Source organism: Novosphingobium album (ex Hu et al. 2023) (genome assembly GCF_022832385.1).
Taxonomy (GTDB): domain Bacteria; phylum Pseudomonadota; class Alphaproteobacteria; order Sphingomonadales; family Sphingomonadaceae; genus Novosphingobium; species Novosphingobium album.
The window spans coordinates 227907-248942 of the sequence record NZ_JALHLE010000005.1; the positions used below are offsets into that span (position 1 = coordinate 227907).

23 protein-coding genes and 2 riboswitches are annotated in these 21036 nt (G+C 63.7%); of the genes, 10 read left to right on the top strand and 13 right to left on the bottom strand.

Translation table 11 applies throughout. The annotated features are described in order from the left end of the window. Window positions 1-5 precede the first annotated feature (5 nt). Window positions 6-656, bottom strand: coding sequence for a fructose-6-phosphate aldolase (gene fsa, locus MTR64_RS05060; protein ID WP_243991348.1), 651 nt, complete (start codon window positions 654-656; stop codon window positions 6-8). Between the two features lie 151 nt (window positions 657-807). Here fsa and MTR64_RS05065 point away from each other — a divergent pair, with 151 nt between their 5' ends. After that, on the top strand, window positions 808-2973 hold the full coding sequence (locus MTR64_RS05065; protein ID WP_243991350.1) for a primosomal protein N': 2166 nt from the start codon (window positions 808-810) through the stop codon (window positions 2971-2973). On the opposite strand, the gene ada is transcribed toward MTR64_RS05065, so the two are convergent. Then, window positions 2958-4001, bottom strand: coding sequence for a bifunctional DNA-binding transcriptional regulator/O6-methylguanine-DNA methyltransferase Ada (ada, locus tag MTR64_RS05070; RefSeq protein ID WP_243991352.1), 1044 nt, complete (start codon window positions 3999-4001; stop codon window positions 2958-2960). The two genes, MTR64_RS05065 and ada, sit on opposite strands and share 16 nt — an antisense overlap. A 2-nt stretch (window positions 4002-4003) precedes the next feature. After that, window positions 4004-4480, bottom strand: coding sequence for a DUF1203 domain-containing protein (locus MTR64_RS05075; protein ID WP_243991354.1), 477 nt, complete (start codon window positions 4478-4480; stop codon window positions 4004-4006). 231 nt (window positions 4481-4711) lie between these two features. Between MTR64_RS05075 and MTR64_RS05080 the strand changes: the two genes are divergently transcribed. From MTR64_RS05080 to MTR64_RS05100, 5 genes are read left to right on the top strand one after another with little or no spacing between them, the layout of a single operon-like run. Then, window positions 4712-5266, top strand: a complete 555-nt coding sequence (locus MTR64_RS05080; protein WP_243991356.1) for a F0F1 ATP synthase subunit delta — start codon at window positions 4712-4714, stop codon at window positions 5264-5266. A 3-nt stretch (window positions 5267-5269) separates the two neighbouring features. Continuing rightward, window positions 5270-6799, top strand: coding sequence for a F0F1 ATP synthase subunit alpha (atpA, locus tag MTR64_RS05085; protein ID WP_243991358.1), 1530 nt, complete (start codon window positions 5270-5272; stop codon window positions 6797-6799). A 59-nt stretch (window positions 6800-6858) separates the two neighbouring features. Further along, window positions 6859-7737, top strand: a complete 879-nt coding sequence (locus MTR64_RS05090; RefSeq protein WP_243991360.1) for a F0F1 ATP synthase subunit gamma — start codon at window positions 6859-6861, stop codon at window positions 7735-7737. A gap of 24 nt (window positions 7738-7761) precedes the next feature. Beyond that, a complete protein-coding gene (gene atpD / locus MTR64_RS05095) occupies window positions 7762-9219 on the top strand; it encodes a F0F1 ATP synthase subunit beta (protein WP_243991362.1) in 1458 nt (485 codons plus the stop codon). A 6-nt stretch (window positions 9220-9225) separates the two neighbouring features. Further along, a complete protein-coding gene (locus tag MTR64_RS05100; RefSeq protein ID WP_067735364.1) occupies window positions 9226-9483 on the top strand; it encodes an ATP synthase F1 subunit epsilon in 258 nt (85 codons plus the stop codon). 59 nt (window positions 9484-9542) lie between these two features. Here MTR64_RS05100 and MTR64_RS05105 read toward each other — a convergent pair whose 3' ends face one another. Next, window positions 9543-9839: an HNH endonuclease gene (locus tag MTR64_RS05105; RefSeq protein WP_243991364.1), complete on the bottom strand. Its 297-nt coding sequence runs from the start codon at window positions 9837-9839 to the stop codon at window positions 9543-9545. 154 nt (window positions 9840-9993) lie between these two features. Here MTR64_RS05105 and MTR64_RS05110 point away from each other — a divergent pair, with 154 nt between their 5' ends. Further along, window positions 9994-11535 carry a CpaF family protein gene (locus MTR64_RS05110; RefSeq protein ID WP_243991366.1) on the top strand — a complete coding sequence of 514 codons (1542 nt, stop codon included), beginning with the start codon at window positions 9994-9996 and terminating at the stop codon, window positions 11533-11535. A 55-nt stretch (window positions 11536-11590) separates the two neighbouring features. Here MTR64_RS05110 and MTR64_RS05115 read toward each other — a convergent pair whose 3' ends face one another. Together MTR64_RS05115 and MTR64_RS05120 are read right to left on the bottom strand one after the other, a co-directional pair. Further along, a complete protein-coding gene (locus MTR64_RS05115) occupies window positions 11591-12205 on the bottom strand; it encodes a YceI family protein (RefSeq protein WP_243991368.1) in 615 nt (204 codons plus the stop codon). A gap of 134 nt (window positions 12206-12339) precedes the next feature. Then, window positions 12340-12546, bottom strand: coding sequence for a hypothetical protein (locus tag MTR64_RS05120; protein WP_243991369.1), 207 nt, complete (start codon window positions 12544-12546; stop codon window positions 12340-12342). Window positions 12547-12590: 44 nt separating this feature from the next. Between MTR64_RS05120 and MTR64_RS05125 the strand changes: the two genes are divergently transcribed. From MTR64_RS05125 to MTR64_RS21300, 3 genes are all read left to right on the top strand, one after another. Beyond that, the gene (locus MTR64_RS05125) at window positions 12591-13565 is read left to right on the top strand and encodes a DMT family transporter (RefSeq protein ID WP_243991371.1); all 975 of its coding nucleotides are present in this window, start codon (window positions 12591-12593) and stop codon (window positions 13563-13565) included. A gap of 73 nt (window positions 13566-13638) precedes the next feature. Continuing rightward, the gene (locus MTR64_RS05130; RefSeq protein WP_243991373.1) at window positions 13639-13770 is read left to right on the top strand and encodes an entericidin A/B family lipoprotein; all 132 of its coding nucleotides are present in this window, start codon (window positions 13639-13641) and stop codon (window positions 13768-13770) included. 116 nt (window positions 13771-13886) lie between these two features. Continuing rightward, complete coding sequence (locus MTR64_RS21300) at window positions 13887-14015, top strand: hypothetical protein (RefSeq protein WP_268740727.1); 129 nt, start codon at window positions 13887-13889, stop codon at window positions 14013-14015. Here the strand turns inward: MTR64_RS21300 and MTR64_RS05135 are convergent, their stop codons facing one another. From MTR64_RS05135 to MTR64_RS05165, 7 genes are all read right to left on the bottom strand, one after another. Beyond that, complete coding sequence (locus tag MTR64_RS05135; RefSeq protein ID WP_243991374.1) at window positions 14016-15005, bottom strand: bile acid:sodium symporter family protein; 990 nt, start codon at window positions 15003-15005, stop codon at window positions 14016-14018. After that, the gene (locus MTR64_RS05140; protein WP_243991376.1) at window positions 15002-15529 is read right to left on the bottom strand and encodes a CcdC protein domain-containing protein; all 528 of its coding nucleotides are present in this window, start codon (window positions 15527-15529) and stop codon (window positions 15002-15004) included. Before MTR64_RS05140 ends, MTR64_RS05135 begins: the two co-directional genes overlap by 4 nt. Window positions 15530-15573: 44 nt before the next feature. After that, window positions 15574-17130, bottom strand: coding sequence for an aminomethyl-transferring glycine dehydrogenase subunit GcvPB (gene gcvPB, locus MTR64_RS05145; protein WP_243991378.1), 1557 nt, complete (start codon window positions 17128-17130; stop codon window positions 15574-15576). Further along, entirely contained in the window at window positions 17127-18497 is a 1371-nt protein-coding gene (gcvPA, locus tag MTR64_RS05150) for an aminomethyl-transferring glycine dehydrogenase subunit GcvPA (RefSeq protein ID WP_243991380.1), read from the bottom strand. Before gcvPA ends, gcvPB begins: the two co-directional genes overlap by 4 nt. 20 nt (window positions 18498-18517) lie before the next feature. Further along, window positions 18518-18889 carry a glycine cleavage system protein GcvH gene (gene gcvH / locus MTR64_RS05155; RefSeq protein ID WP_243991382.1) on the bottom strand — a complete coding sequence of 124 codons (372 nt, stop codon included), beginning with the start codon at window positions 18887-18889 and terminating at the stop codon, window positions 18518-18520. A 12-nt stretch (window positions 18890-18901) separates the two neighbouring features. Next, window positions 18902-20041, bottom strand: coding sequence for a glycine cleavage system aminomethyltransferase GcvT (gcvT, locus tag MTR64_RS05160; protein ID WP_243991383.1), 1140 nt, complete (start codon window positions 20039-20041; stop codon window positions 18902-18904). Between the two features lie 35 nt (window positions 20042-20076). Continuing rightward, window positions 20077-20192: riboswitch (glycine riboswitch) on the bottom strand. Window position 20193: 1 nt separating this feature from the next. Continuing rightward, window positions 20194-20298: riboswitch (glycine riboswitch) on the bottom strand. A 63-nt stretch (window positions 20299-20361) separates the two neighbouring features. Further along, window positions 20362-20982 (bottom strand): NAD(P)H-binding protein, encoded by a 621-nt coding sequence (locus tag MTR64_RS05165; RefSeq protein ID WP_419144914.1) that lies wholly within the window; start codon window positions 20980-20982, stop codon window positions 20362-20364. Between the last annotated feature and the right edge of the window lie 54 nt (window positions 20983-21036).

Consider the following 21036-nt stretch of genomic DNA (forward strand, 5'->3'; position numbering starts at 1 on the left):
AAAAATCAGATCGACTGGCCGGTCTTGGCCCAGTCAGCCAGGAAGCCTTCGATGCCCTTTTCAGTCAGGACATGCTTGAACAGACCCTTGATGACGGCCGGAGGTGCGGTCATCACGTCGGCGCCGATCTTGGCTGCCTGCAGCACGTGAACACCGTGGCGGATCGAGGCGACGAGGATTTCAGTCTCGAAGGCATAGTTGTCGTAGATCAGGCGAATGTCGCTGATCAGGTCCATGCCGTCGAAGCCGTTGTCGTCGTGGCGGCCAACGAAGGGCGACACGAAAGTCGCGCCCGCCTTCGCGGCGAGAAGCGCCTGATTGGCCGAGAAGCACAGCGTGACGTTGACCATGGTGCCGTCCGAAGTCAGCGCCTTGCAGGTCTTCAGGCCATCGATGGTGAGCGGCACCTTGATGCAGACATTGTCGGCGATCTTGCGCAGCACTTCGGCCTCGCGCATCATCCCGGCATGATCGAGCGCGACGACTTCGGCGCTGACCGGGCCATCCACAATGCCACAGATTTCCCTGGTGACTTCCATGAAGTCACGCCCGGACTTGGCGATCAGCGAAGGGTTGGTGGTGACGCCATCGAGCAGGCCGGTCGCGGCCAGGTCCTTGATGTCGTCGATTTCGGCGGTGTCAGCGAAGAATTTCATGATGCGATCCTGAATTGGCGAGTCTGACGCGCCCTATAGGGAAGCGAATCGCGTGCGGCTAGGCTTTGCCATGGCTGCACGCGGCTGATCCCCAGCCCAGACAGCGCGCCGCCTTCACGCGCCGCCATGGCAGTGCCTATATGCGCCAAACATGAAACGCGTCCGACTCCTTGTCTTCAATGCCGCACTGGGCGTGCTGGACTACCACGTGCCGGACGGCGTCGACGTCGAATACGGCTCGGTGGTCATAGCCCCGCTCGGTCCGCGTCAGGTGCTCGGGATCGTCTGGGAAGCGGAGCGGCTGAGCGCGCAGGACGTGCCCGAATCGAAGCTGCGGCCGCTACTGGAAGTGCTGCCGGTGCCTCCACTGCCGCAGCAGTTGCGGCGCCTGATCGAATGGACGGCCGACTATTATTGCGCATCGCTTTCGTCCGTCGCGCGGATGGCGCTCGGCAGCATGGCAGCCCTGCGCGGCGGCGGCACGACGACCGAATACCGCCTGACCGGCGTCGAACCCGCACGCCTCACACCGCAGCGCGCCGCTGCACTCGACGCCCTGCAAGGCGAGCAGGCGTCGATCCGCGAACTGGCCGAACTGGCCAGTGTATCCGAAGGCGTGCTGCGCGGTATGGCCGGGGCCGGGCTTCTGGAGCCCGTGGCGGTCGATCTGGATCGCCCCTACCCGCGTGCCCGGCCGGAATTTGCCGTTCCGCACCTCAGTGAAACCCAGAAAGCTGCCGCGGACACCTTCATAGCTTCCGTCCGCGAACATCAGTTTGCCCCCTTCCTGCTCGACGGAGTGACCGGATCGGGCAAGACCGAATGCTATTTCGAGGCCGTGGCCGAGGCACTGCGGCTGGGACGGCAGGTGCTGGTCCTGCTGCCCGAAATCGCCCTGACCGAGAACTTCCTGCGGCGATTCGAGCAGCGTTTCGGCGTACCGCCGGTGCTGTGGCACTCCTCGCTGAAATCGAGCGAACGGCGGCGGGCCTGGCGGGCGATCGTCAGCGGCGACGCGCAAGTCGTTGTCGGTGCTCGTTCGGCGCTGTTCCTGCCTTACGCCAGCCTTGGCCTCATCGTTGTCGACGAAGCGCACGAGGTATCCTTCAAGCAGGATGACGGCGTGCGCTACAATGCCCGCGATGTCGCTGTGATCCGCGCCAAGTTCGAAAAGATCCCGGTCGTGCTCGCCAGCGCGACGCCAGCGCTCGAATCGATGCAGCTCGCCGAAGCCGGAGTCTACCGGAAGATCGAGCTGCCAGACCGTTTCGGCGGCGCCATGCTGCCCGACATCCGGATAGTCGACTTGCGCCACGAACCGCCCGAGCGCGGCCACTGGATCGCGCCACGGCTGGTCGAGGAAATGAAGGAACGGCTGGCACGCGGCGAACAGTCGCTGCTCTTCCTCAACCGCCGCGGCTATGCCCCGCTGACGCTGTGCCGGCACTGCGGCTACCGCTTCCAGTGCCCGAACTGCACCGCATGGCTGGTCGAACACCGTTTTTCCCAGCGCCTCGCCTGCCATCACTGCGGCCACGAAGTGCCCGTTCCCGATGCCTGCCCGGAATGCGGCACGGCCGATTGCCTCGTTGCCTGCGGCCCCGGTGTTGAACGCATTGCCGACGAAGTGGCAGAAATCCTGCCCGAAGCCCGCACGGCCCTTGTCACCTCGGATACGATGAACACGCCCGAGGCGATCGGAGAATTCGTCGCGAAAGCCGAAGGCGGCGCCATTGACGTGATCATCGGCACCCAGCTCGTCACAAAAGGATACCACTTCCCCGAACTGACGCTGGTGGGCGTGATCGACGCCGATCTTGGCCTCGAAGGTGGAGATTTGCGCGCGGCGGAGCGTACCTACCAGCAGATCGCGCAGGTGGCCGGGCGCGCGGGGCGCGGCGAGAAGCCCGGCGAAGTGCTGATTCAGACCCGGCACCCCGAAGCGGCCGTCATCGCCGCGCTGGCGAACGGCGACCGCGATGCCTTCTACGCTGCCGAAACCGAGTCACGCCGCGACGCGGGCGCACCGCCGTTCGGGCGCTGGGCTGCCATCATCGTCAGTTCCGAAGATCAGGCCGAAGCACTTGCAGCAGCACGCGCCATTGGCGGCACGGCCCCCAACCTGCCTGACATGCTGGTGCTGGGCCCTGCCCCGGCGCCGCTATCGCTGTTGCGCGGGCGCCACCGCTTCCGGCTGCTGATCAACGCCCGGCGATCGGCGGAATTGCAGAAGGCGCTGCGCGACTGGCTGGAGCCGCTACAGTTTCCCAAGGGGGTTCGCGTCAATATCGACGTCGATCCCTACTCGTTCGTCTGACCACCCTCGCGCCGCAGCAACTCGCGTTTAATGTCGAGACCATAGGCGTAGCCGCCCAGCGACCCGTCGGTGCGAATCACGCGATGGCAGGGAATCAGCACGGCGACGTTGTTAGCACCGTTGGCTGAACCCGCCGCGCGCACGGCCCCCGGCTTGCCCACCGCTGCGGCAATCTGCGCGTAGGAGCGGGTTTCGCCGGGCGGGATACGCTGCAACTCCCGCCAGACGGCTTCCTGAAAGGCCGTCCCCTGGACGTCGAGCGGAATCGCTCGGCTATCGCCCGGCTGCTCGACGGCGGAGACCACGTCGGCAAGAAGACTGGCGAATGCCGCCCCGCCTTCCACCAGTTCCGCCTTGGGAAAGCGCTCGGCCAGATCCTCGCGGCCTTCGGCGAACGAGAGACGACACACACCTTTCGCCGTCGCCGCAACCAGCATCGGCCCGAGCGTCGTTGGCACCACGGCCCAATGGATTGTCACTCCGCGCCCACCATCCCGCCACGCGGAAGGTGCCATACCCAATCTCCCTTCACTCGCTTCATAGAAGCGCGACGAGGCAGCGAAACCGGCATCATAGATAGCCTCGGTGACACTCGCGCCCGAACTGAGTGCATCGCCCGCCCGCTGAATACGGCGGGCACGCAGGAATTGCGCGGGCGACAGGCCAACGGCACGCTTGAACAACCGCTGAAAATGGGCGGGACTATAGCCCACTTCTCCAGCCAATTCCGCGAGCGCGGGTGCCTCCTCCGCCTGCTCCAGCATTTCGATCGCGCGCGATATGGCATTCTCGTCTCGCGACACGTCGTTCGGACGGCAGCGCAGGCAGGGCCGCAGGCCTTCGGCTTCGGCCATGTCCGGGCCATCGAAGAAGCGGACATTCTCGCGCCGGGGATGACGGGCCGAACAGGACGGCCGGCAATAGATCCCGGTCGACAGCACGCCCGTGACAAAGCGCCCGTCAAACGAACGGTCGCGCGCCAGTACGGCCTGCCAGGCCCGGTCATCATCGAGAGTCATGGTTGCCATATCTAGCCTCCCGCTCCGTAGCGGTCGATCCGTGCCGCGAAACAGCCATGCGCCGCATTGTGCGCATGGATGCAGGCGATCTGCGAATTATCAAACAAGGCGCGAATACCGTCCTCCACTTCTCCGGGCAGGACCAGCCTGGCATCGCACAGCATCCCGTCCCCGTCGAAACCGCGCAAGGAAAGTGCGCGCCCTTCAAAAACCGGCGGCAGGCAATCCATCCATGGATCCGGTTCCTGCGCATCCTCGCGAACATATATCGCATACGCGGTACGGAACGGATTTGCGACATCATGGCTCACATAGTTGAGCAGAATCAGGCTTTCGCCGGCACGCGCGTCTTCCAGCGTAATGCGGCAGGGAAAGCCCCGGTCGGTGTCCGCCACCACACGCCTGGCACCCGTTTGCGCAAGTTCCTCGGGATTCATCGCGAAATATTGCGTGAAGGCCTCACGCGGCAGCCCCTCAATTCTAAACATGGCAGGCAACTCCTTTTTCGTGTTGCCCTAAGGTATTGCGCATCACCGCGGTGACGGCTTCCCGCCTGTTGCTTTCAAACCGCACCCCCGGCCTTTGTCGTATGGCGTCAAGCACTGCCTTGCATCGCAACAATATCGTCGCTATGCGCGCCCCGTCTGTGGGCCGGGGGGCACGATGCAGCTTCGCGCCCCGAAGTGCCTCAGCCCACCCGATGTAAGGATAGGACACGCGTGGAGAATTCCGGCGGCATAAAAGCCAGCTTGCAAGGGCGCTACGCTTCGGCGCTGTTTGATCTTGCCAGCGAAAACGGCACCGTCTCGGTGGTCGAGAGCGACCTCGAGAAGATTGGTGAAGCCCTCAAGGAGAGTGCGGATTTCAGCGACCTGATTCGCAATCCGCAAATCAGCCGTGATGCAGCCGGCAAGGCGGCGGAAGCCGTGGCCGATGTTCTGGGTGTTTCACCGCTGACAAAGAATTTCATGGGCGTTCTGGCCGGCAACCGCCGCCTCTCCGCCCTGCCCGAAATCATTCGCGCCTTCGCCGCGATCGCCGCCGCCCAGCGCGGTGAAGCGACCGCCGAAGTCACCACGGCTCACGCGCTGACCGACGAACAGGTCGAACAGCTGCGCCAGAAACTGGAAGTGCGCGAAGGCCGCAACGTCAAGATCAAGACGAGCGTTGATCCGGAACTGCTTGGCGGCCTGGTCGTCACCATCGGTTCCAAGCGCATCGACAGCTCGATCCGCACCCGTCTCAATTCTCTCGCCCAGGCGATGAAAGGCTAAGCAATGGATATCCGCGCCGCAGAAATCTCGAAGGTCATCAAGGACCAGATTGCCAACTTCGGCACCGAGGCCCAGGTCTCGGAAGTCGGCTCCGTGCTGTCGGTGGGTGACGGTATTGCCCGCATCCACGGTCTCGACAACTGCCAGGCTGGCGAGATGGTCGAATTCTCGAACGGCGTTCAGGGCATGGCGCTGAACCTCGAAGCCGACAACGTCGGCGTCGTGATCTTCGGCTCGGACGCCGAGATCAAGGAAGGTGACAGCGTCAAGCGCACCGGCACCATCGTGGACGTCCCGACCGGCAAGGGCCTGCTCGGCCGCGTGGTCGACGCTCTCGGCAACCCGATCGACGGCAAGGGCCCGATCATGTTCACCGAGCGCCGCCGCGTCGAAACCAAGGCTCCGGGCATCATTCCCCGCCAGTCGGTGCACGAACCCGTGCAGACCGGCCTGAAGGCGATCGACGCCCTCGTGCCCGTCGGCCGCGGCCAGCGCGAACTGATCATCGGTGACCGCCAGACCGGCAAGACCGCCGTCGCGATCGACACCTTCATCAACCAGAAGGGCCCGAACCAGAGCGACGACGAAGGCAAGAAGCTCTACTGCATCTACGTCGCCGTCGGCCAGAAGCGTTCGACCGTCGCGCAGATCGTGCGCCAGCTCGAAGAAAACGGCGCGATGGAATACTCCATCGTCATCGCCGCGACCGCTTCGGAACCGGCTCCGCTGCAGTACCTCGCGCCCTACACCGGCGCCGCGATGGGTGAGTTCTTCCGCGACAACGGCATGCACGCCGTAATCGTTTACGACGACCTTTCCAAGCAGGCCGTCGCCTACCGCCAGATGTCGCTTCTGCTCCGCCGCCCGCCGGGCCGCGAAGCCTACCCCGGCGACGTCTTCTATCTCCACAGCCGCCTGCTTGAGCGCGCCGCAAAGATGAACAGCGACAACGGCTCGGGCTCACTGACCGCCCTTCCGGTCATCGAAACCCAGGCGGGCGACGTTTCGGCCTACATTCCGACCAACGTGATCTCGATCACCGACGGCCAGATCTTCCTTGAAACCGGCCTGTTCTACCAGGGCATCCGTCCGGCCATCAACGTGGGCCTGTCGGTCAGCCGCGTCGGCGGTTCGGCCCAGACCAAGGCGATGAAGAAGGTCGCCGGCTCGATCAAGCTCGAACTCGCGCAGTACCGCGAAATGGCCGCCTTCGCGCAGTTCGGCTCGGACCTCGACGCTTCGACCCAGAAGCTGCTCAACCGCGGTGCGCGCCTGACCGAGCTGCTCAAGCAGCCGCAGTTCTCGCCGCTGCCGTTCGAAGAGCAGGTCGTCTCGATCTACGCCGGCACCAACGGCTTCCTCGACTCGATCGCGGTCGACAAGGTCACCGAATACGAAGCCGAAATGCTCAGCTTCATGCGTTCGCAGCACGCCGACGTCCTGACGGAAATCCGCACCTCGCAAAAGTTCGAAGGTGAAGTGGCCGACAAGACCAAGGCTGCCCTGCAGGCTTTCGCCAAGCAGTTCGCCTGAGACTGATCTGACATCATCCTCCGGCTCCGGCCGGAGGGGATGAAACCGGAGAGAAACGAGTGGCTTCGCTCAAGGAACTCAAAGGCCGCATCAACTCGGTCAAATCGACCCAGAAGATCACCAAGGCCAAGCAGATGGTCGCCGCGGCAAAGCTGCGCAAGGCGCAGGCGGCTGCTGAATCCGCACGCCCCTATGCCGCGCGTCTCGCCGAGGTGATGGGCTCGCTGGCCAGCAAGATCACGGTTTCGGAAAACAGCCCGAAGCTGCTTGCCGGCACCGGCAGCGATCAGGTTCACCTGCTCGTCGTGGCCAATTCGGACAAGGGTCTGTGCGGCGCTTTCAACTCCAACATCGTCCGCGCCGCGCGCGCCAAGGCGAAGGAACTGGAAGCCCAGGGCAAGACCGTGCTGTTCTACCTCATCGGCCGCAAGGGCCGTGCGGTGATCAAGCGCGAATACCCCAAGCAGATCGTGCACATGTTCGACACCACCGGCGTGCGTGAAGCCGGCTTCAACGAAGCCGAGCAGGTCGCCGACGAACTCGTCGCCATGTACGATCAGGGCAAGTTCGACATCGCCCATCTGTTCTATGCGAAGTTCCGCTCCGCGCTGGTTCAGGAACCGACCAGCCAGCAGATCATCCCCGTCCCTGCCCCTGCGGCAGGCGCCGTCAAGGGCGGTGATGCGGTGACCGAGTACGAGCCGGAGGAGGAAGAAATCCTCGCCGCGCTGTTGCCGCGCTACCTGAAGACCCAGATCTTCGGTGCGCTTCTGGAAAACGCCGCCTCCGAACAGGGTGCGTCGATGACCGCCATGGATAACGCGACGCGCAACGCGGGTGATCTGATCAACAAGCTCACCATCCAGTACAACCGCAGCCGTCAGGCCGCGATCACCACCGAACTCGTCGAAATCATCGCGGGCGCAGAAGCGCTCTAAGACATCGCAGGCAAGGAAACCAAAATGGCCACCGCACCCGTGCTCAACCAGACCACTACCGGCAAGATCAGCCAGGTCATCGGCGCTGTCGTCGACGTGACCTTCGAAGGCGAACTGCCCGCCATCCTCACCGCCCTCGAGACCGAGAACAACGGCCAGAAGCTGGTTCTCGAAGTCGCGCAGCACCTTGGTGAGAACACCGTCCGCACCATCGCCATGGACGGCACCGACGGCCTGACCCGCGGTCAGAGCGTCGCCAACACCGGCTCGCAGATCTCGGTGCCGGTCGGCCCCAAGACCCTCGGCCGCATCATGAACGTCGTCGGCGACGCCATCGACGAGCGCGGCCCGGTCGGCTCGGACATGTACGCTCCGATCCACGCCAAGGCGCCCGAGTTCATCGACCAGTCGACCGAAGCCGCGATCCTCGTGACCGGCATCAAGGTCATCGACCTTCTCGCCCCCTACGCCAAGGGCGGCAAGATCGGCCTGTTCGGCGGCGCCGGCGTGGGCAAGACCGTTCTCATTCAGGAACTGATCAACAACATCGCAAAGGGTCACGGCGGGGTGTCGGTCTTCGCAGGCGTCGGTGAACGTACCCGTGAAGGTAACGACCTCTACCACGAGTTCCTCGACGCCGGCGTTATCGCCAAGGACGCCGAGGGCAACCCGACCTCTGACGGTTCTAAGGTGGCTCTCGTGTTCGGCCAGATGAACGAGCCCCCGGGTGCTCGCGCCCGCGTCGCGCTCTCGGGTCTGACCATGGCCGAGTACTTCCGCGACCAGGAAGGCCAGGACGTTCTGTTCTTCGTCGACAACATCTTCCGCTTCACGCAGGCGGGCGCAGAAGTGTCGGCTCTGCTCGGCCGTATTCCTTCGGCCGTGGGCTATCAGCCGACCCTGTCGACCGACATGGGCGCGCTGCAGGAACGCATCACCTCGACCACAAAGGGCTCGATCACCTCGGTTCAGGCCATCTACGTTCCCGCAGACGACCTTACCGACCCGGCGCCGGCCACCTCGTTCGCTCACCTGGACGCAACGACCACGCTGAACCGCGCCATCTCGGAGCTGGGCATCTACCCGGCCGTCGACCCGCTCGACTCGACCTCGCGCGTTCTTGAGCCTCGCGTCGTCGGTGCCGAGCACTACGAGACCGCCCGCAAGGTCCAGGAGACCCTGCAGAAGTACAAGTCGCTTCAGGACATCATCGCGATCCTGGGCATGGACGAGCTTTCGGAAGAAGATAAGCTCACCGTCGCCCGCGCCCGCAAGATCCAGAAGTTCCTTTCGCAGCCGTTCCACGTGGCTGAAGTCTTCACCGGCATCTCGGGCAAGTTCGTGCAGCTCGAAGACACCGTGAAGTCGTTCAAGGCCGTCGTCGACGGTGAATACGACCACCTGCCGGAAGCGGCCTTCTACATGGTCGGCGGCATCGACGAGGCGGTCGAGAAGGCCAAGAAGCTGGCCGAAGAGGCGTAATCCAGAATGGCTCTGCACTTCGAACTCGTCACGCCGGCGAAGCTCGTTCGGTCCGAGGACGTCCACATGGTGGTCGTCCCCGGCACGGAAGGCGAGTTCGGCGTGCTCGCGGGCCACGCGCCCTTCATGTCGACGATCGCCGACGGCGCGCTGAAGGTCTACAAGACCGAAAACGGTGCTCCGGAAGAGATCAGGATCACCGGCGGCTTTGCCGAAGTCGGTGATGCAGGCCTGACCGTGCTCGCGGAGCATGTCGAAGCCTGATCCGCTTGTGAAAGCGTTTCAATGGGGCGTCGCCGGAAAACCGGCGGCGCCCCATTGCTTTAGGCAGAACGTTCACCCTGGCGGCGGCGTGCGGTGGGCGCGTGGAAATCCGGCGGCTTTGCCGCCACCCATTTGACGAAGCGGCAAATCTCCTCCGACTGCAGCAAGGCCTCCGCGCTTGCCGCCATGCGCGCCAGCTCGGCATTGGAAAACTGTGCGTGGATGGTGCGGTGGCAGATGGGATGCAGTGGCACCGTCTCCCGGCCGCCCCGGCTTCTCGGCACTGGATGATGCCATTCGATCCGCCGCCCCAACGGGCGCGCGCATAGCCAGCATGTGCCTGTTTCCGCCGTCACGGTTACTTGTCCCTTCTTCCGGTTAATACTCCCCAAATCGGCGGATCCGGCGTCGTCATTAGGAAGTTATCAAAGTTTCAACCTTATTAAACTGAACAACTGCAATGGATCACGCCCGGTCCGGGGCCGGGTGCTGAAAAAGGTTGGATTTCTTATGAGTGCATTCGGGCGGCGAAACGGCGTGGGCGGAATGGGCCAGGGAGCCCGTCCGGCATTCGGTGTAGCCAAGCCTCTCAAGGGCGGTGCGCCGGAAAAATCCGCTGTGCCAGGTGGCATGCCCGGTGCTGTGCCCGTGCCGGGTGGCGAACAGTTCCCGCCCCTGCCCGGCGGCGAACCGGGCGGCGGCGCGCCGAAGCACCCCCGCGACGATGCCATGTCGCGCCTGGCCGACCGCGCCAATGCGGTGGCCGATGCCAACTCCGAACAGGGCGGCTTTGAAGCCTCGATCCACAAGATCAAGGAACAGGTGCTGCCCCGCCTGCTCGAACGCGTCGATCCCGAAGCGGCGGCCACTCTCACCAAGGATGAACTGTCGGAAGAATTCCGGCCGATCATCATGGAAGTGCTCGCCGAACTGAAGATCACCTTCAACCGCCGTGAACAGTTCGCGTTGGAAAAGGTGCTGATCGACGAACTGCTGGGCTTCGGCCCGCTGGAAGAACTGCTCGGCGACCCGGACGTGTCCGACATCATGGTCAACGGCCCGAACCAGACCTACATCGAAAAGAAGGGCAAGCTGCAGCTTGCGGGCATCCGCTTCCGTGACGAGCAGCACCTGTTCCAGATCGCCCAGCGCATCGTCAATCAGGTCGGCCGCCGCGTCGACCAGACCACGCCGCTTGCCGACGCCCGCCTCAAGGACGGCAGCCGTGTCAACGTGATCGTCCCGCCGCTGTCGCTGCGCGGCACCGCGATCTCGATTCGTAAGTTTTCCGAGAAGCCGATCACCATCGACATGCTCAAGGACTTCGGTTCGATGAGCGAGAAGATGGCGACCTGCCTCAAGATCGCCGGCGCCTGCCGCATGAACGTGGTTATCTCGGGCGGTACCGGCTCGGGCAAGACGACGATGCTCAACGCCCTGTCGAAGATGATCGACCCGGGCGAGCGCGTGCTGACGATCGAAGACGCGGCCGAACTTCGCCTGCAGCAGCCGCACTGGCTGCCGCTCGAAACGCGCCCGCCGAACCTCGAAGGCCAGGGCGCTATTACCATCGGCGACCTTGTGAAGAACGCCCTGCGTATGCGTCCTGACCGCATCATTCTGGGCGAAATTCGTGGCGCCGAGTGTTTCGACCTTCTGGCCGCCATGAACACCGGCCACGACGGCTCGATGTGCACGCTCCACGCCAACAGCCCACGCGAGTGCCTGGGCCGTATGGAAAACATGATCCTGATGGGCGACATCAAGATCCCGAAGGAAGCCATCAGCCGCCAGATCGCCGAATCGGTGGACCTCATCGTGCAGGTGAAACGCCTTCGCGACGGTTCGCGCCGCACCACCAACATCACCGAAGTGATCGGCATGGAAGGCGACGTCATCGTCACCCAGGAACTGTTCAAGTTCGAGTATCTGGACGAAACCGACGAGGGCAAGATCCTCGGAGAATTCCGTCCTTCGGGCCTGCGCCCCTACACGCTCGAAAAGGCACGTCAGTTCGGCTTCGATCAGGCCTATCTGGAAGCCTGCCTGTGAACGACCGGCCGCGCGGCGTCATGACGCCGCGCGGCTTCAGGCGCAGAGCCTGAGATCAGTCAGCCTGCTTTTCGAACGCCGCCGTGATCGCGATGACCGTTTCATCGCTGACGAGCGGCGCATACTTGCTCACGCCGAACTCGGTGCGCCGGACCATACCGGTTGCATTGAATCCCAGCGTGTAGGTCTTGTTCATCGGGTTGATCGCACCTGCCTTGAACGTGGCCTTGAGCGTTACCGGACGCGTCACGCCGTGCATCGTCAAATTGCCCGTAACGTCCGCCGTACGCGCACCGGTCTTGACCACTTTCGTCGAAACGAAACGCATCGCCGGATATTTCCCGGCATCGAACCAGTCCGCGCTGACCAGTTCCTCGTCCAGCGTCGTATTCGTCGTCGACACGCGCCCGACCGGCACTGAAACATCGAGCTTGGCTGACGCGAGATTCTTCGGATCGAGCGACAGCGTGCCACTGGCACCGGCAAAGGTGCCGAAAAATTCACTGATACCGAAGTGATCGACAGTGAAGCGCACGAGCGTGTGAGAGCTGTCGAGCACATAGTCACCGGCCTGAACGGCTGCAGGGCGGGTATCAGCCTGCTGGGCAAAAAGTGGTACGGACACAACGATGGAAACGGCGGTGAGCGCCGATGCAAGAAGACGGTGCATTCAAGTTTCTCCGAAAGAAGCGCTTGGGAGCAAAACGCTGAACGCCTATTTTCAGAGAGTTCACGTGCTGGCCAGCCGGATAATCTCGTCCTATTTATTCAACTTAATTGTACATTCTGATGGAAGATGGTTCATCACCCGCCCAGCAGAGACTGTCCGCCCAGCCCCAGCAAGAGCACCGCCGCGAGCAGCGACCAGAAAAATATCGGTGTCCATGGCATAAAACCCACGCGATCCATGTCCCGGCGGCGCATGCGGCGGCGATCACCCAGCCATGCCACAAGGGCGACAATAGCCGCTACTACCCCGGCAATCATCATCAACGATGTCGAATCATTCATATCCCGCCCTTGCCTCCACGCGCGGGCAAGTTAAAGCGCCTTTCGTGACTCCCTCCCCCCGTCTCCAGTCGCAAGAAAATCCCTTGCTTGCCATAGGCCTGCGCGTGCTGGCCATGGTCATGCTCTCGACCATGTTCATGCTCGTGAAGCTGGCCGGCGATCATGGTGTTTCGATTCCGGAGCTTCTGTTCTGGCGGCAGGCGATGAGCGTGCCGATGATCTTCGTCTGGCTGCTGGCCACGGGCAATCTCGGCGTGCTCGCAACCCGCCGCATGGGCAGCCACGCGGGGCGTGCGGCAAGCGGAACGGTTGGGCTGTTGTGCAACGTCTCGGCCGCCACGCTTCTGCCGCTGCCGCTTCAGACGACGCTCGGCTTCACCACCCCCTTGTTCGCCGTTCTCATTACGGCGCTGGTTCTGCGCAACAAAGTGGGTGCCTGGCGCTGGACTGCCGTCGTGCTTGGCTTTGCGGGAGTTCTGGTGGTCGCCGATCCGGATGGCAGTTATGTTCCGCCTCTGGGCCTCCTGGCCGGACTTGGTGCCGGGGTAGTGGTGGCGACGGTCAGTTTCCAGATTCGCGACCTTGCCCGTACCGAAGCGCCGATTGCCTGTGTTTTCTGGTTCGCTGCGTATGGCTCGCTGTTTGCGGCCGTCCTGACGCCTCTTTATGCCCGCCAGCACACGCTCGTGGCATGGCTGATCCTCGCTGCGATCGGCTTTTCAGGAACTTTCGCGCAGTTTCTGATCACGGCGTCGCTGCGCCACGGCCAGGTCGCGACGGTTGTGATCATCGACTACACCGCCCTGGTCTGGGCCATGCTTTATGGGTGGCTGATCTGGGACGAACTTCCTCCCCAGCACATCTGGCTGGGCGCCCCTCTGATCATTGCCGCAGGCACCATCATCACCTTGCGCGAGCACTACCTTTCCCGGCACATTTCCCCCACTAGCGCCATGGATTCGAGCGTGATGGAAGAGTTTGCCGAAGATAATCCGGCACCGCAGGCCAAGGGAACCTGATTTCTTCCCGCGTGTTCATCCCGGCAAGCCGCTCGCTTTCGCAGGGCTGGCAAACCAAGGAAGGAACACGCAAATGGTCAGGAACATCCTAATCGCGCTTGCCGCTGGCGCTCTCGTTTTTGGCACTGCCGCCTGCAACACCGTGAAGGGCGCCGGCAAGGACATCAAATCCGTAGGTCAGGCTGGCGACGACGCCATCAACTAAGGCAGCTTCAGGAGAGCGCTGCAGAACCGCATCTGATTGCAGCGTTCTCCCGTCCGCTTCCCATTCAGGCAGCCTTGGCTTATGAGGGAGGGCTTCGAACAAGGAATACCAAAGCGATGCTCAGGAAATTCGTCCTCGTCCTTGCCACTGGCGGCCTCGTACTGGGCTGCGCCGCCTGCAACACCGTGCGCGGTGTCGGCCAGGATCTCGAATCCGCAGCCAACACCGTCGACAAGGCGACGTGACTAAGCCTGCTCGTCTCGCGGCACCGAGCGGCTCCAGATTGAGGCGAGCAGGCTTCCGATAAGAACATGCATGACCGCTGAAATAGCCGCCGGCACAGGTGCCAGCGCGGCCTGCATCGGGCTGGAAAACTGGCGCGCGAAGGCCGGACTGGAAGCCAGGCTCGCCCCCAGACCGCTGTTCTGCATACCCACCTCGACACTGATGGTGCGCGCGGAGGATTCCTTCAGGCGCAGCAAGCGGCTGAGCATGTAGCCGAGGCCGAACCCACAGGCATGCAGCGAGAACACCGCGAGCAGCAGCACGCCGGCATGTAGTTCGATCAGTGGCTTTGACCTGGCAATGATGCCCGACACGATCAGCACCACGAACAGGACCGACACGAAGGGCGAAACCACGGTGACCTTCTGCGTGAACTTCGGCAGATAGCGGTTCATTAGCACGCCTGCGATGACCGGCACCAGCACGACAGCCAGCATTTCGCGAAACAGGTTCCAGCGGTCGATTTCGATGAAAACGCCCGCCAGCCATCCAGTCAGAACCGGAGTCATGGCAATGGCAATCAACGTGGAGGCCATCGTCATGGTGACGGACAGCGCCACGTTTGCGCGGGCCAGATAGCTGATCACGTTAGACGCCGTGCCGCCCGGACAGCATGAAACGAGAATCAGCCCCACGGCCAACCCGGGCTCCAGTCCGAACAGCCAGGCCGATGTGAAACCGGCAAGCGGCATCACAGTAAACTGCAGCACCACGCCCGCCATGACCTGACGCGGCAAGGCCAGCACGCGCCGGAAATCGTCGAAGCTCAGCGTGATGCCCATGCCCAGCATGATGACACCAAGCATCACGCTGATCAGCGGCTGCCCGAACGGCTTGAAGCGCCCATCCGCCAACCAAAGGAACACATCTGGCGAAAACCACGCAAGCCCAACGCCCAGCACCGTCCAGAGCGCAAAAAGTCCGGTAATCCGGTCGAACAGGCGGGTCACATGCAGTCTCCGGAACGATGTTGCACCACCAGCCTACGCGCTCGCAGCCACAAGACCACGCGCTGCACGCAAATCACGCCAACCGCAAAGCCCAGCATGGCATCGGTCACGAGCAAGGCATCGCCGCCGGTACGGCTGCCCGGTGCCGGACTGACCCCGGAAAGAAGGAAACGCCGCAAGACAAAGATCGCGAGGATCATCACCAGCGCCGCTACCGACTGCCGCATCATGACCCGGGCTTCGGCGCCCTCACCTTCGATGTGCAAGCGCATCATCCGAGCGCGCTGCCAGCCCAGCATTGCCCCCACTCCAGTCCCGCCAACGAACAGAAGCCAACCCTTGGCTGTCGGATGCATTCCATAAAGGGCGAAGCTCACCAGCCCGAGAACGACCACTGGAAATATCCAGAGCGTGGCCACGCGCAGCGGCCGCGCGCGGTTCAGCGAGCGGAACCGCCAGAGCATCACCAAGGCGAAAATGGCGAACGGCAGATAGGCCAGCCAATGGCCCGGTTGAAATCCCATGCGGTCCGCTTCCCCTCTCTACGGCGAAGCGGACCTTAGAGAGGTTAGTCCTGCCAGACCAGCACCGGCTTGCGGGCTGCCTGCGTTTCATCGAGGCGGCGGCGCGGCGCGAAGTGCGGAGCCGAATGCAGGCTCTGATCGCCTGCCTTTGCCCGCTCGGCCAGAGAGCGCAGCGAGGCGATGAAGCGGTCAAGGCCCGCTTTGCTCTCGGTCTCGGTCGGTTCGACCAGCATCGCGCCCTTCACCACCAGCGGGAAATAGACCGTCATCGGGTGGAAGCCCTCGTCGATCAGGCCCTTGGCGATGTCGAGAGTGGAGAAGCCCTCGGCGAGGCCGGCGTCGCTGAACAGCGCCTCGTGCATGCACGGGCCGCTCTTGGCGAACGGTGCAGGCAACACGTCCTCGCAGGAACGCAGGACGTAGTTGGCGTTGAGCACCGCATCCTCGGCCACCTGACGCAAGCCATCAGCGCCGTGGCTGAGGATGTAGGTCAGCGCACGGGTAAACATGCCCATCTGGCCATGGAAGGCGACCATGCGGCCGAACGCCTGCGCATGGCCCTCGCCCCTGTTCTCCTCCTCGACGAGGTGGATCGAGCCATCAGCACCGCGCGTGACGAAAGGCAGCGGCGCGAAAGGCGCCAGCGCCTCGGAGAGCACCACCGGCCCCGCACCCGGTCCGCCGCCGCCGTGCGGGGTGGAGAAGGTCTTGTGCAGGTTGATGTGCATGGCATCGACGCCGAGGTCGCCCGGACGCACCTTGCCGACAATCGCGTTGAAATTCGCGCCGTCGCAGTAGACGTAGCCACCTGCCGCGTGGACGGCATCGCCAATCGCCTTCATCTCCGGCTCGAACAGACCGCAGGTATTGGGATTGGTGATCATCACACCAGCCACGTTAGGGCCTAGCTTCGCCTTGAGTGCCTCGACATCGACGCGGCCGTCAGGCGTCGCCGGGATCGACTCTACCTTGAACCCTGCGAACGCGGCCGTTGCCGGATTGGTGCCGTGGGCACTCTCGGGCACCAGCACGACATCGCGCTGCTCACCGCGCGCATCCAGCGCGGCACGGATACACAGCAGCCCGCACAGTTCGCCATGCGCGCCCGCCTTGGGGCTCATCGCCACCGAGGCCATGCCGGTCAGCGTGATCAGCCAGTCGGCAAGCTGCTCGATCACTTCCAGCGCGCCTTCGACGGTCGACTGCGGCTGCATCGGGTGCACGTCGGCGAAACCGGGCAGACGCGCCATCTTCTCGTTGAGGCGCGGGTTGTGCTTCATCGTGCAGGAGCCGAGCGGGAACGGCCCGAGGTCGATCGCATAGTTCTGACGCGAGAGGCGCGTGTAGTGCCGCACGGCTTCCGGCTCAGTCAGGCCGGGCAATGCCGGCGCGCCCTTGCGCAGGAACTTCGCAAGGCCCGCTGCCGGCGCCCGTTCCGGCGCATCGATATCGACGCCAGACTTGTCCGCAGAGCCGAGTTCGAAGATCAGCGCCTCTTCCAGCATCAGGCCATAGTCGCCGCTGGCGGTCTGCATGGCCGGTCCCCCTTCGCCGGTTTCGCCCATGGTGGGCTTCCAGCCCGCTGCATTCACCGCGCTCATGCCGGCACTCCCACCAAAAGGGCTTCCAGTTCGGTTGCGAAGGTCTCGATGTCCTCGCTGGTCGTAGTCTCGGTCGCTGCGACCAGCAGGCCCTTGTGCAATCCGTCCGCGACCGGGAACAGGCGGCCGAGCGAAACGCCGCCCAGCACGCCGCGATCGGCCAGTTCGCGCACAACCTCGCGGGCATCGCGAGACAGGACGAGCGTCACCTCGTTGAAATAGACCTGGTTGAGCAATTCAACGCCTGGAATGCGCGTAAGCCGCTCGACCAAAGCCTGCGCCTTGGCGTGGTTCACGGCTGCCAGCTGCGCCAGTCCCTTACCGCCCAGCAAGGTCAGGTGGATGCTGAACGCCAGCGCGCAAAGACCTGAATTGGTGCAGATGTTGCTCGTCGCCTTCTCGCGGCGGATGTGCTGCTCGCGGGTCGACAGTGTGAGCACGAAGCCCCGCTTGCCCTCGGCATCGACCGTCTGCCCACAGAGGCGTCCCGGCATCTGGCGCACGAACTTCTCGCGGCAGCCGAACAGGCCGAGGTAAGGTCCGCCGAACTGCAGGCCGACGCCCAGCGACTGGCCCTCGCCCACAACGATATCTGCTCCCAGCGCGCCCGGTGCCTCGATCAGGCCGAGCGCCACCGGCTCTGTCACGACCGCGACCAGCAGCGCGCCGGTGGCATGGGCAGCCTCGGCAATCGCGGCTAGGTCCGGAATGCGGCCCAGCACGTCGGGGTACTGGACGACCACGCACGAGGTCTTGTCATCGATCGCGCCAATCACCGCCGCATCGTCGGGCTCCGCCGTCAGGTCCGTGTCGAGCGAAACGATTTCGTCGCCGGTGAACCTCGCCATCGTGCGCACCACTTCACCGTAATGCGGATGCAGCCCGCCCGAGAGCACCGCCTTGCCCTTCCGGGTAACACGCGCCGCCATCAGGATTGCTTCCCAGCACGCGGTCGAACCGTCGTACATCGAGGCATTGGCGATGTCGGTGCCGAACAGCCGGGCGACCTGCGTCTGGAACTCGAACAGAACCTGCAGCGTGCCCTGCGCGATTTCCGGCTGGTACGGTGTGTAAGCTGTCAGGAATTCGCCACGCTGGATCAGGTGGTCGACCGAAGCCGGCACATGATGGCGGTACGCCCCTGCCCCGAGGAAAAACGGCGCCGAACCGGCAGACAGGTTCTTGGCCGCCAGCCTGGTCATATGCCGTTCGACCGCCATTTCGCTGGCGTGCATCGGCAGGTCCGCGATCGGACCATTCAGACGCGCGGCTTCGGGTACGTCGACGAACAGATCATCGACACTGGCGGCACCGATGACGCCGAGCATTTCGGCGCGTTCGGCGGGAGACAGGGGAAGGTAGCGCAAGCGGCGTTACTCCGTGAAGATCAAAGGCTTTCGACGTAAGTCTTGTAAGCGGCCTCATCCATAAGGCTGCCCAGCTCGGAGGCGTCGGACAAGGTGATGCGGAACAGCCAGCCGCCCACTTCGGCGTCGGTGTTCACGAGTTCCGGCTCATCGGCCAGCCCTTCGTTCACTTCGGTGATGGTGCCCGATGCCGGGGTGTAGATGTCCGAGGCAGCCTTCACGGAATCGACCACAGACACGGAATCGCCCTTGGAGACGGTGGCGCCGGTCGCGGGCAAATCGACGAAGGTGATGTCGCCCAGCTGGCCCTGCGCGTAGTCGGTGATGCCGACAGTGCCGAGGTCGCCTTCGACGTCGATCCACTCATGGTCTTCGGTAAAGTAGCGGGTCATGGGTGCTGCTCCTCAGCGGTGATAGCGGTGGGGGACGAACGGCATCGGCACGACCTTCGCGGGAAGGCGCTTGCCGCGCATTTCGATTTCAAGCGCAGCGCCGTCGGCGGTATGGACCGCATCGACATAGGCCATGGCAATGGGCTGCTGCAGCGAGGGCGAGAAGCCGCCAGACGTGACCACACCAACCTGCTGATTGCCCTGCATGACCACCGCGCCCTCGCGTGCAGCCATGCGGCCTTCGAGCGCAAGGCCAATGCGCTTCCGCGCTGTGCCTTCGGCAAAATCGCGCTGGAAACGCGCGGCGCCGGGGAAACCGCCCTCAACGCGGCGACGCTTATTCACGCCAAACGCCAGTCCGGCTTCCATCGCGCCCTGTTCGGGGGTCATGTCGTGGCCATAGAGCGGAAGGCCTGCTTCAAGGCGCAGGCTGTCGCGCGCGCCGAGGCCGATCGGCTTCACTTCGGGCTCACCACAAAGCAGTTCCGTGATCTCAGCGGCAGCCTCGCCGGGAATGGCGATCTCGAAACCATCCTCACCGGTATAACCCGAGCGGCTGATCCACGCATCGACACCGCCCAGCTTGAAGCTCGCGCCCTTCATGAAGGTCAGCGCAGAGAGCGGCGTATCGCCATCAACGTGGCGCTCCAGTGCGGCGAAGGCCTTGGGGCCCTGCAGAGCCAACAGCGCGTTTTCGTCGAGATGATTGAGCGTAACCTCATCCGGCAAAAGTTCGCGCAGGGTGCCGATGTCGTCCCACTTGGTCGCACCGTTGACGACGAGGTAGAACCCGGTGCTCCAGCGCGTGACCATGAGGTCGTCGAGAACGGCGCCCTCTTCATCGAACAGCAGCGAATAGCGCACCGAGCCGGTCTTGAGCGTGGAAAGATCGATCGGCAGCGCAGCTTCCAGCGCAGGCTCCACGCCCTCGCCCGAAACGTAGATCTGGCCCATGTGGCTGACGTCGAACAGCCCGGCGCTCTCGCGCGTCCAGAGGTGCTCCGCCATGATCCCCTCGTACTGGACGGGCATCATGTAGCCGGCGAATTCGACCATGCGGCCGCCCTTCCCCCGATGCCAGGCATCGAGAGGCAGCAGCATCGGCGCGATTTCCTCGCCCTGATCGTCGTCGTTAACTGGATATTCGCTCAAGACATGACTCCGCGACAAACATGGCACACCATTCCGGTGCCCCCTCTGTCACGGAAACCTGAGAGCTTCCCTCACGTTGCCCCGGCGGGACAAATGAAGTTACACCGTCGGCGGCCACGGCATGGCCGTGACACTTTCCAGAGTTTCGCTATAGGCCCTGCGCGGTCCTTTTGCCTGAGAGATTCCGGGGCGGTTGCTCCTTCGGCGCCTCCCCGACCGGTTGCCCGAATCAGCGAGGTCTCTCCCGCGCGTGCCAGCGATGGACAAGCCTTGATGGAGGCGCGCGAGCGAGTCAACGCTTCGCGTGCTGCAGTGCAGAACTAATCCCCGGCCCGGCGAAGGACGCGCATCATCGCATCGTGATCATGCACAAAACGCCCGCGCACCTTTTCCTGCGCCAGAGCCAGAATGACGCGAGCGAGCTTTCGGGCGGAAATCGAGCGGTACCGGCGGTACTTGCCATGCAGGACCGTCCAGTCCGCCAGTGGAGCCAGAATCTGTGCCGCAGCTTCCAACGGCCGGCGCTCATCGCGCGGCCCCCGCAGCAGACCGGGCTGCAGAATATCAAGTCGCCGGAAGTCCAGCCTGGACAGCGCCTGTTCCATCTCACCTTTCACGGAGAGGTAGAAGTTGCGGCTTGCCCGTTCTGCACCGACCGACGAGACGACAATCATATGCTCGATCCCGGCGGCCAGCGCAGCCTCTGCGCAGAATCGGACAAGATCATGGTCGATGGCACGGAATGCCTCCTGACTGCCCGCCTTGTTGATCGTGGTACCCAGCGCGCAGACCATAACGTCCGCCCGGGCCGCCGCGATAAGTTCCGGCCAGTCAATCGGCTCGCCCACCAGCATTTCCATGCGAGCGCCGGGCGGCATCGGCGCCTCGCGCCGGGCGACGGCGACAAGCCGCACATCCTCGCGCCCCACTGCCTCTGACATGAGCGCGTTGCCGACGAGCCCTGTGGCACCGACGAGGCAAATGCGTATCCCCCC

Coding starts and splice junctions, on each gene's coding strand:
- MTR64_RS05100 (WP_067735364.1), top strand. CDS start 9,226: ATGGCTCTGCACTTCGAACTCGTCACGCCGGCGAAGCTCGTTCGGTCC.
- MTR64_RS05140 (WP_243991376.1), bottom strand. CDS start 15,529: ATGGGATTTCAACCGGGCCATTGGCTGGCCTATCTGCCGTTCGCCATT.
- MTR64_RS05165 (WP_419144914.1), bottom strand. CDS start 20,982: ATGTCAGAGGCAGTGGGGCGCGAGGATGTGCGGCTTGTCGCCGTCGCC.
- MTR64_RS05120 (WP_243991369.1), bottom strand. CDS start 12,546: ATGAATGATTCGACATCGTTGATGATGATTGCCGGGGTAGTAGCGGCT.
- gcvH (WP_243991382.1), bottom strand. CDS start 18,889: ATGACCCGCTACTTTACCGAAGACCATGAGTGGATCGACGTCGAAGGC.
- atpD (WP_243991362.1), top strand. CDS start 7,762: ATGGCCACCGCACCCGTGCTCAACCAGACCACTACCGGCAAGATCAGC.
- fsa (WP_243991348.1), bottom strand. CDS start 656: ATGAAATTCTTCGCTGACACCGCCGAAATCGACGACATCAAGGACCTG.
- ada (WP_243991352.1), bottom strand. CDS start 4,001: ATGGCAACCATGACTCTCGATGATGACCGGGCCTGGCAGGCCGTACTG.
- MTR64_RS21300 (WP_268740727.1), top strand. CDS start 13,887: ATGCTCAGGAAATTCGTCCTCGTCCTTGCCACTGGCGGCCTCGTACTG.
- MTR64_RS05075 (WP_243991354.1), bottom strand. CDS start 4,480: ATGTTTAGAATTGAGGGGCTGCCGCGTGAGGCCTTCACGCAATATTTC.
- gcvPB (WP_243991378.1), bottom strand. CDS start 17,130: ATGAGCGCGGTGAATGCAGCGGGCTGGAAGCCCACCATGGGCGAAACC.
- MTR64_RS05130 (WP_243991373.1), top strand. CDS start 13,639: ATGGTCAGGAACATCCTAATCGCGCTTGCCGCTGGCGCTCTCGTTTTT.
- atpA (WP_243991358.1), top strand. CDS start 5,270: ATGGATATCCGCGCCGCAGAAATCTCGAAGGTCATCAAGGACCAGATT.
- MTR64_RS05110 (WP_243991366.1), top strand. CDS start 9,994: ATGAGTGCATTCGGGCGGCGAAACGGCGTGGGCGGAATGGGCCAGGGA.
- MTR64_RS05115 (WP_243991368.1), bottom strand. CDS start 12,205: ATGCACCGTCTTCTTGCATCGGCGCTCACCGCCGTTTCCATCGTTGTG.
- MTR64_RS05065 (WP_243991350.1), top strand. CDS start 808: ATGAAACGCGTCCGACTCCTTGTCTTCAATGCCGCACTGGGCGTGCTG.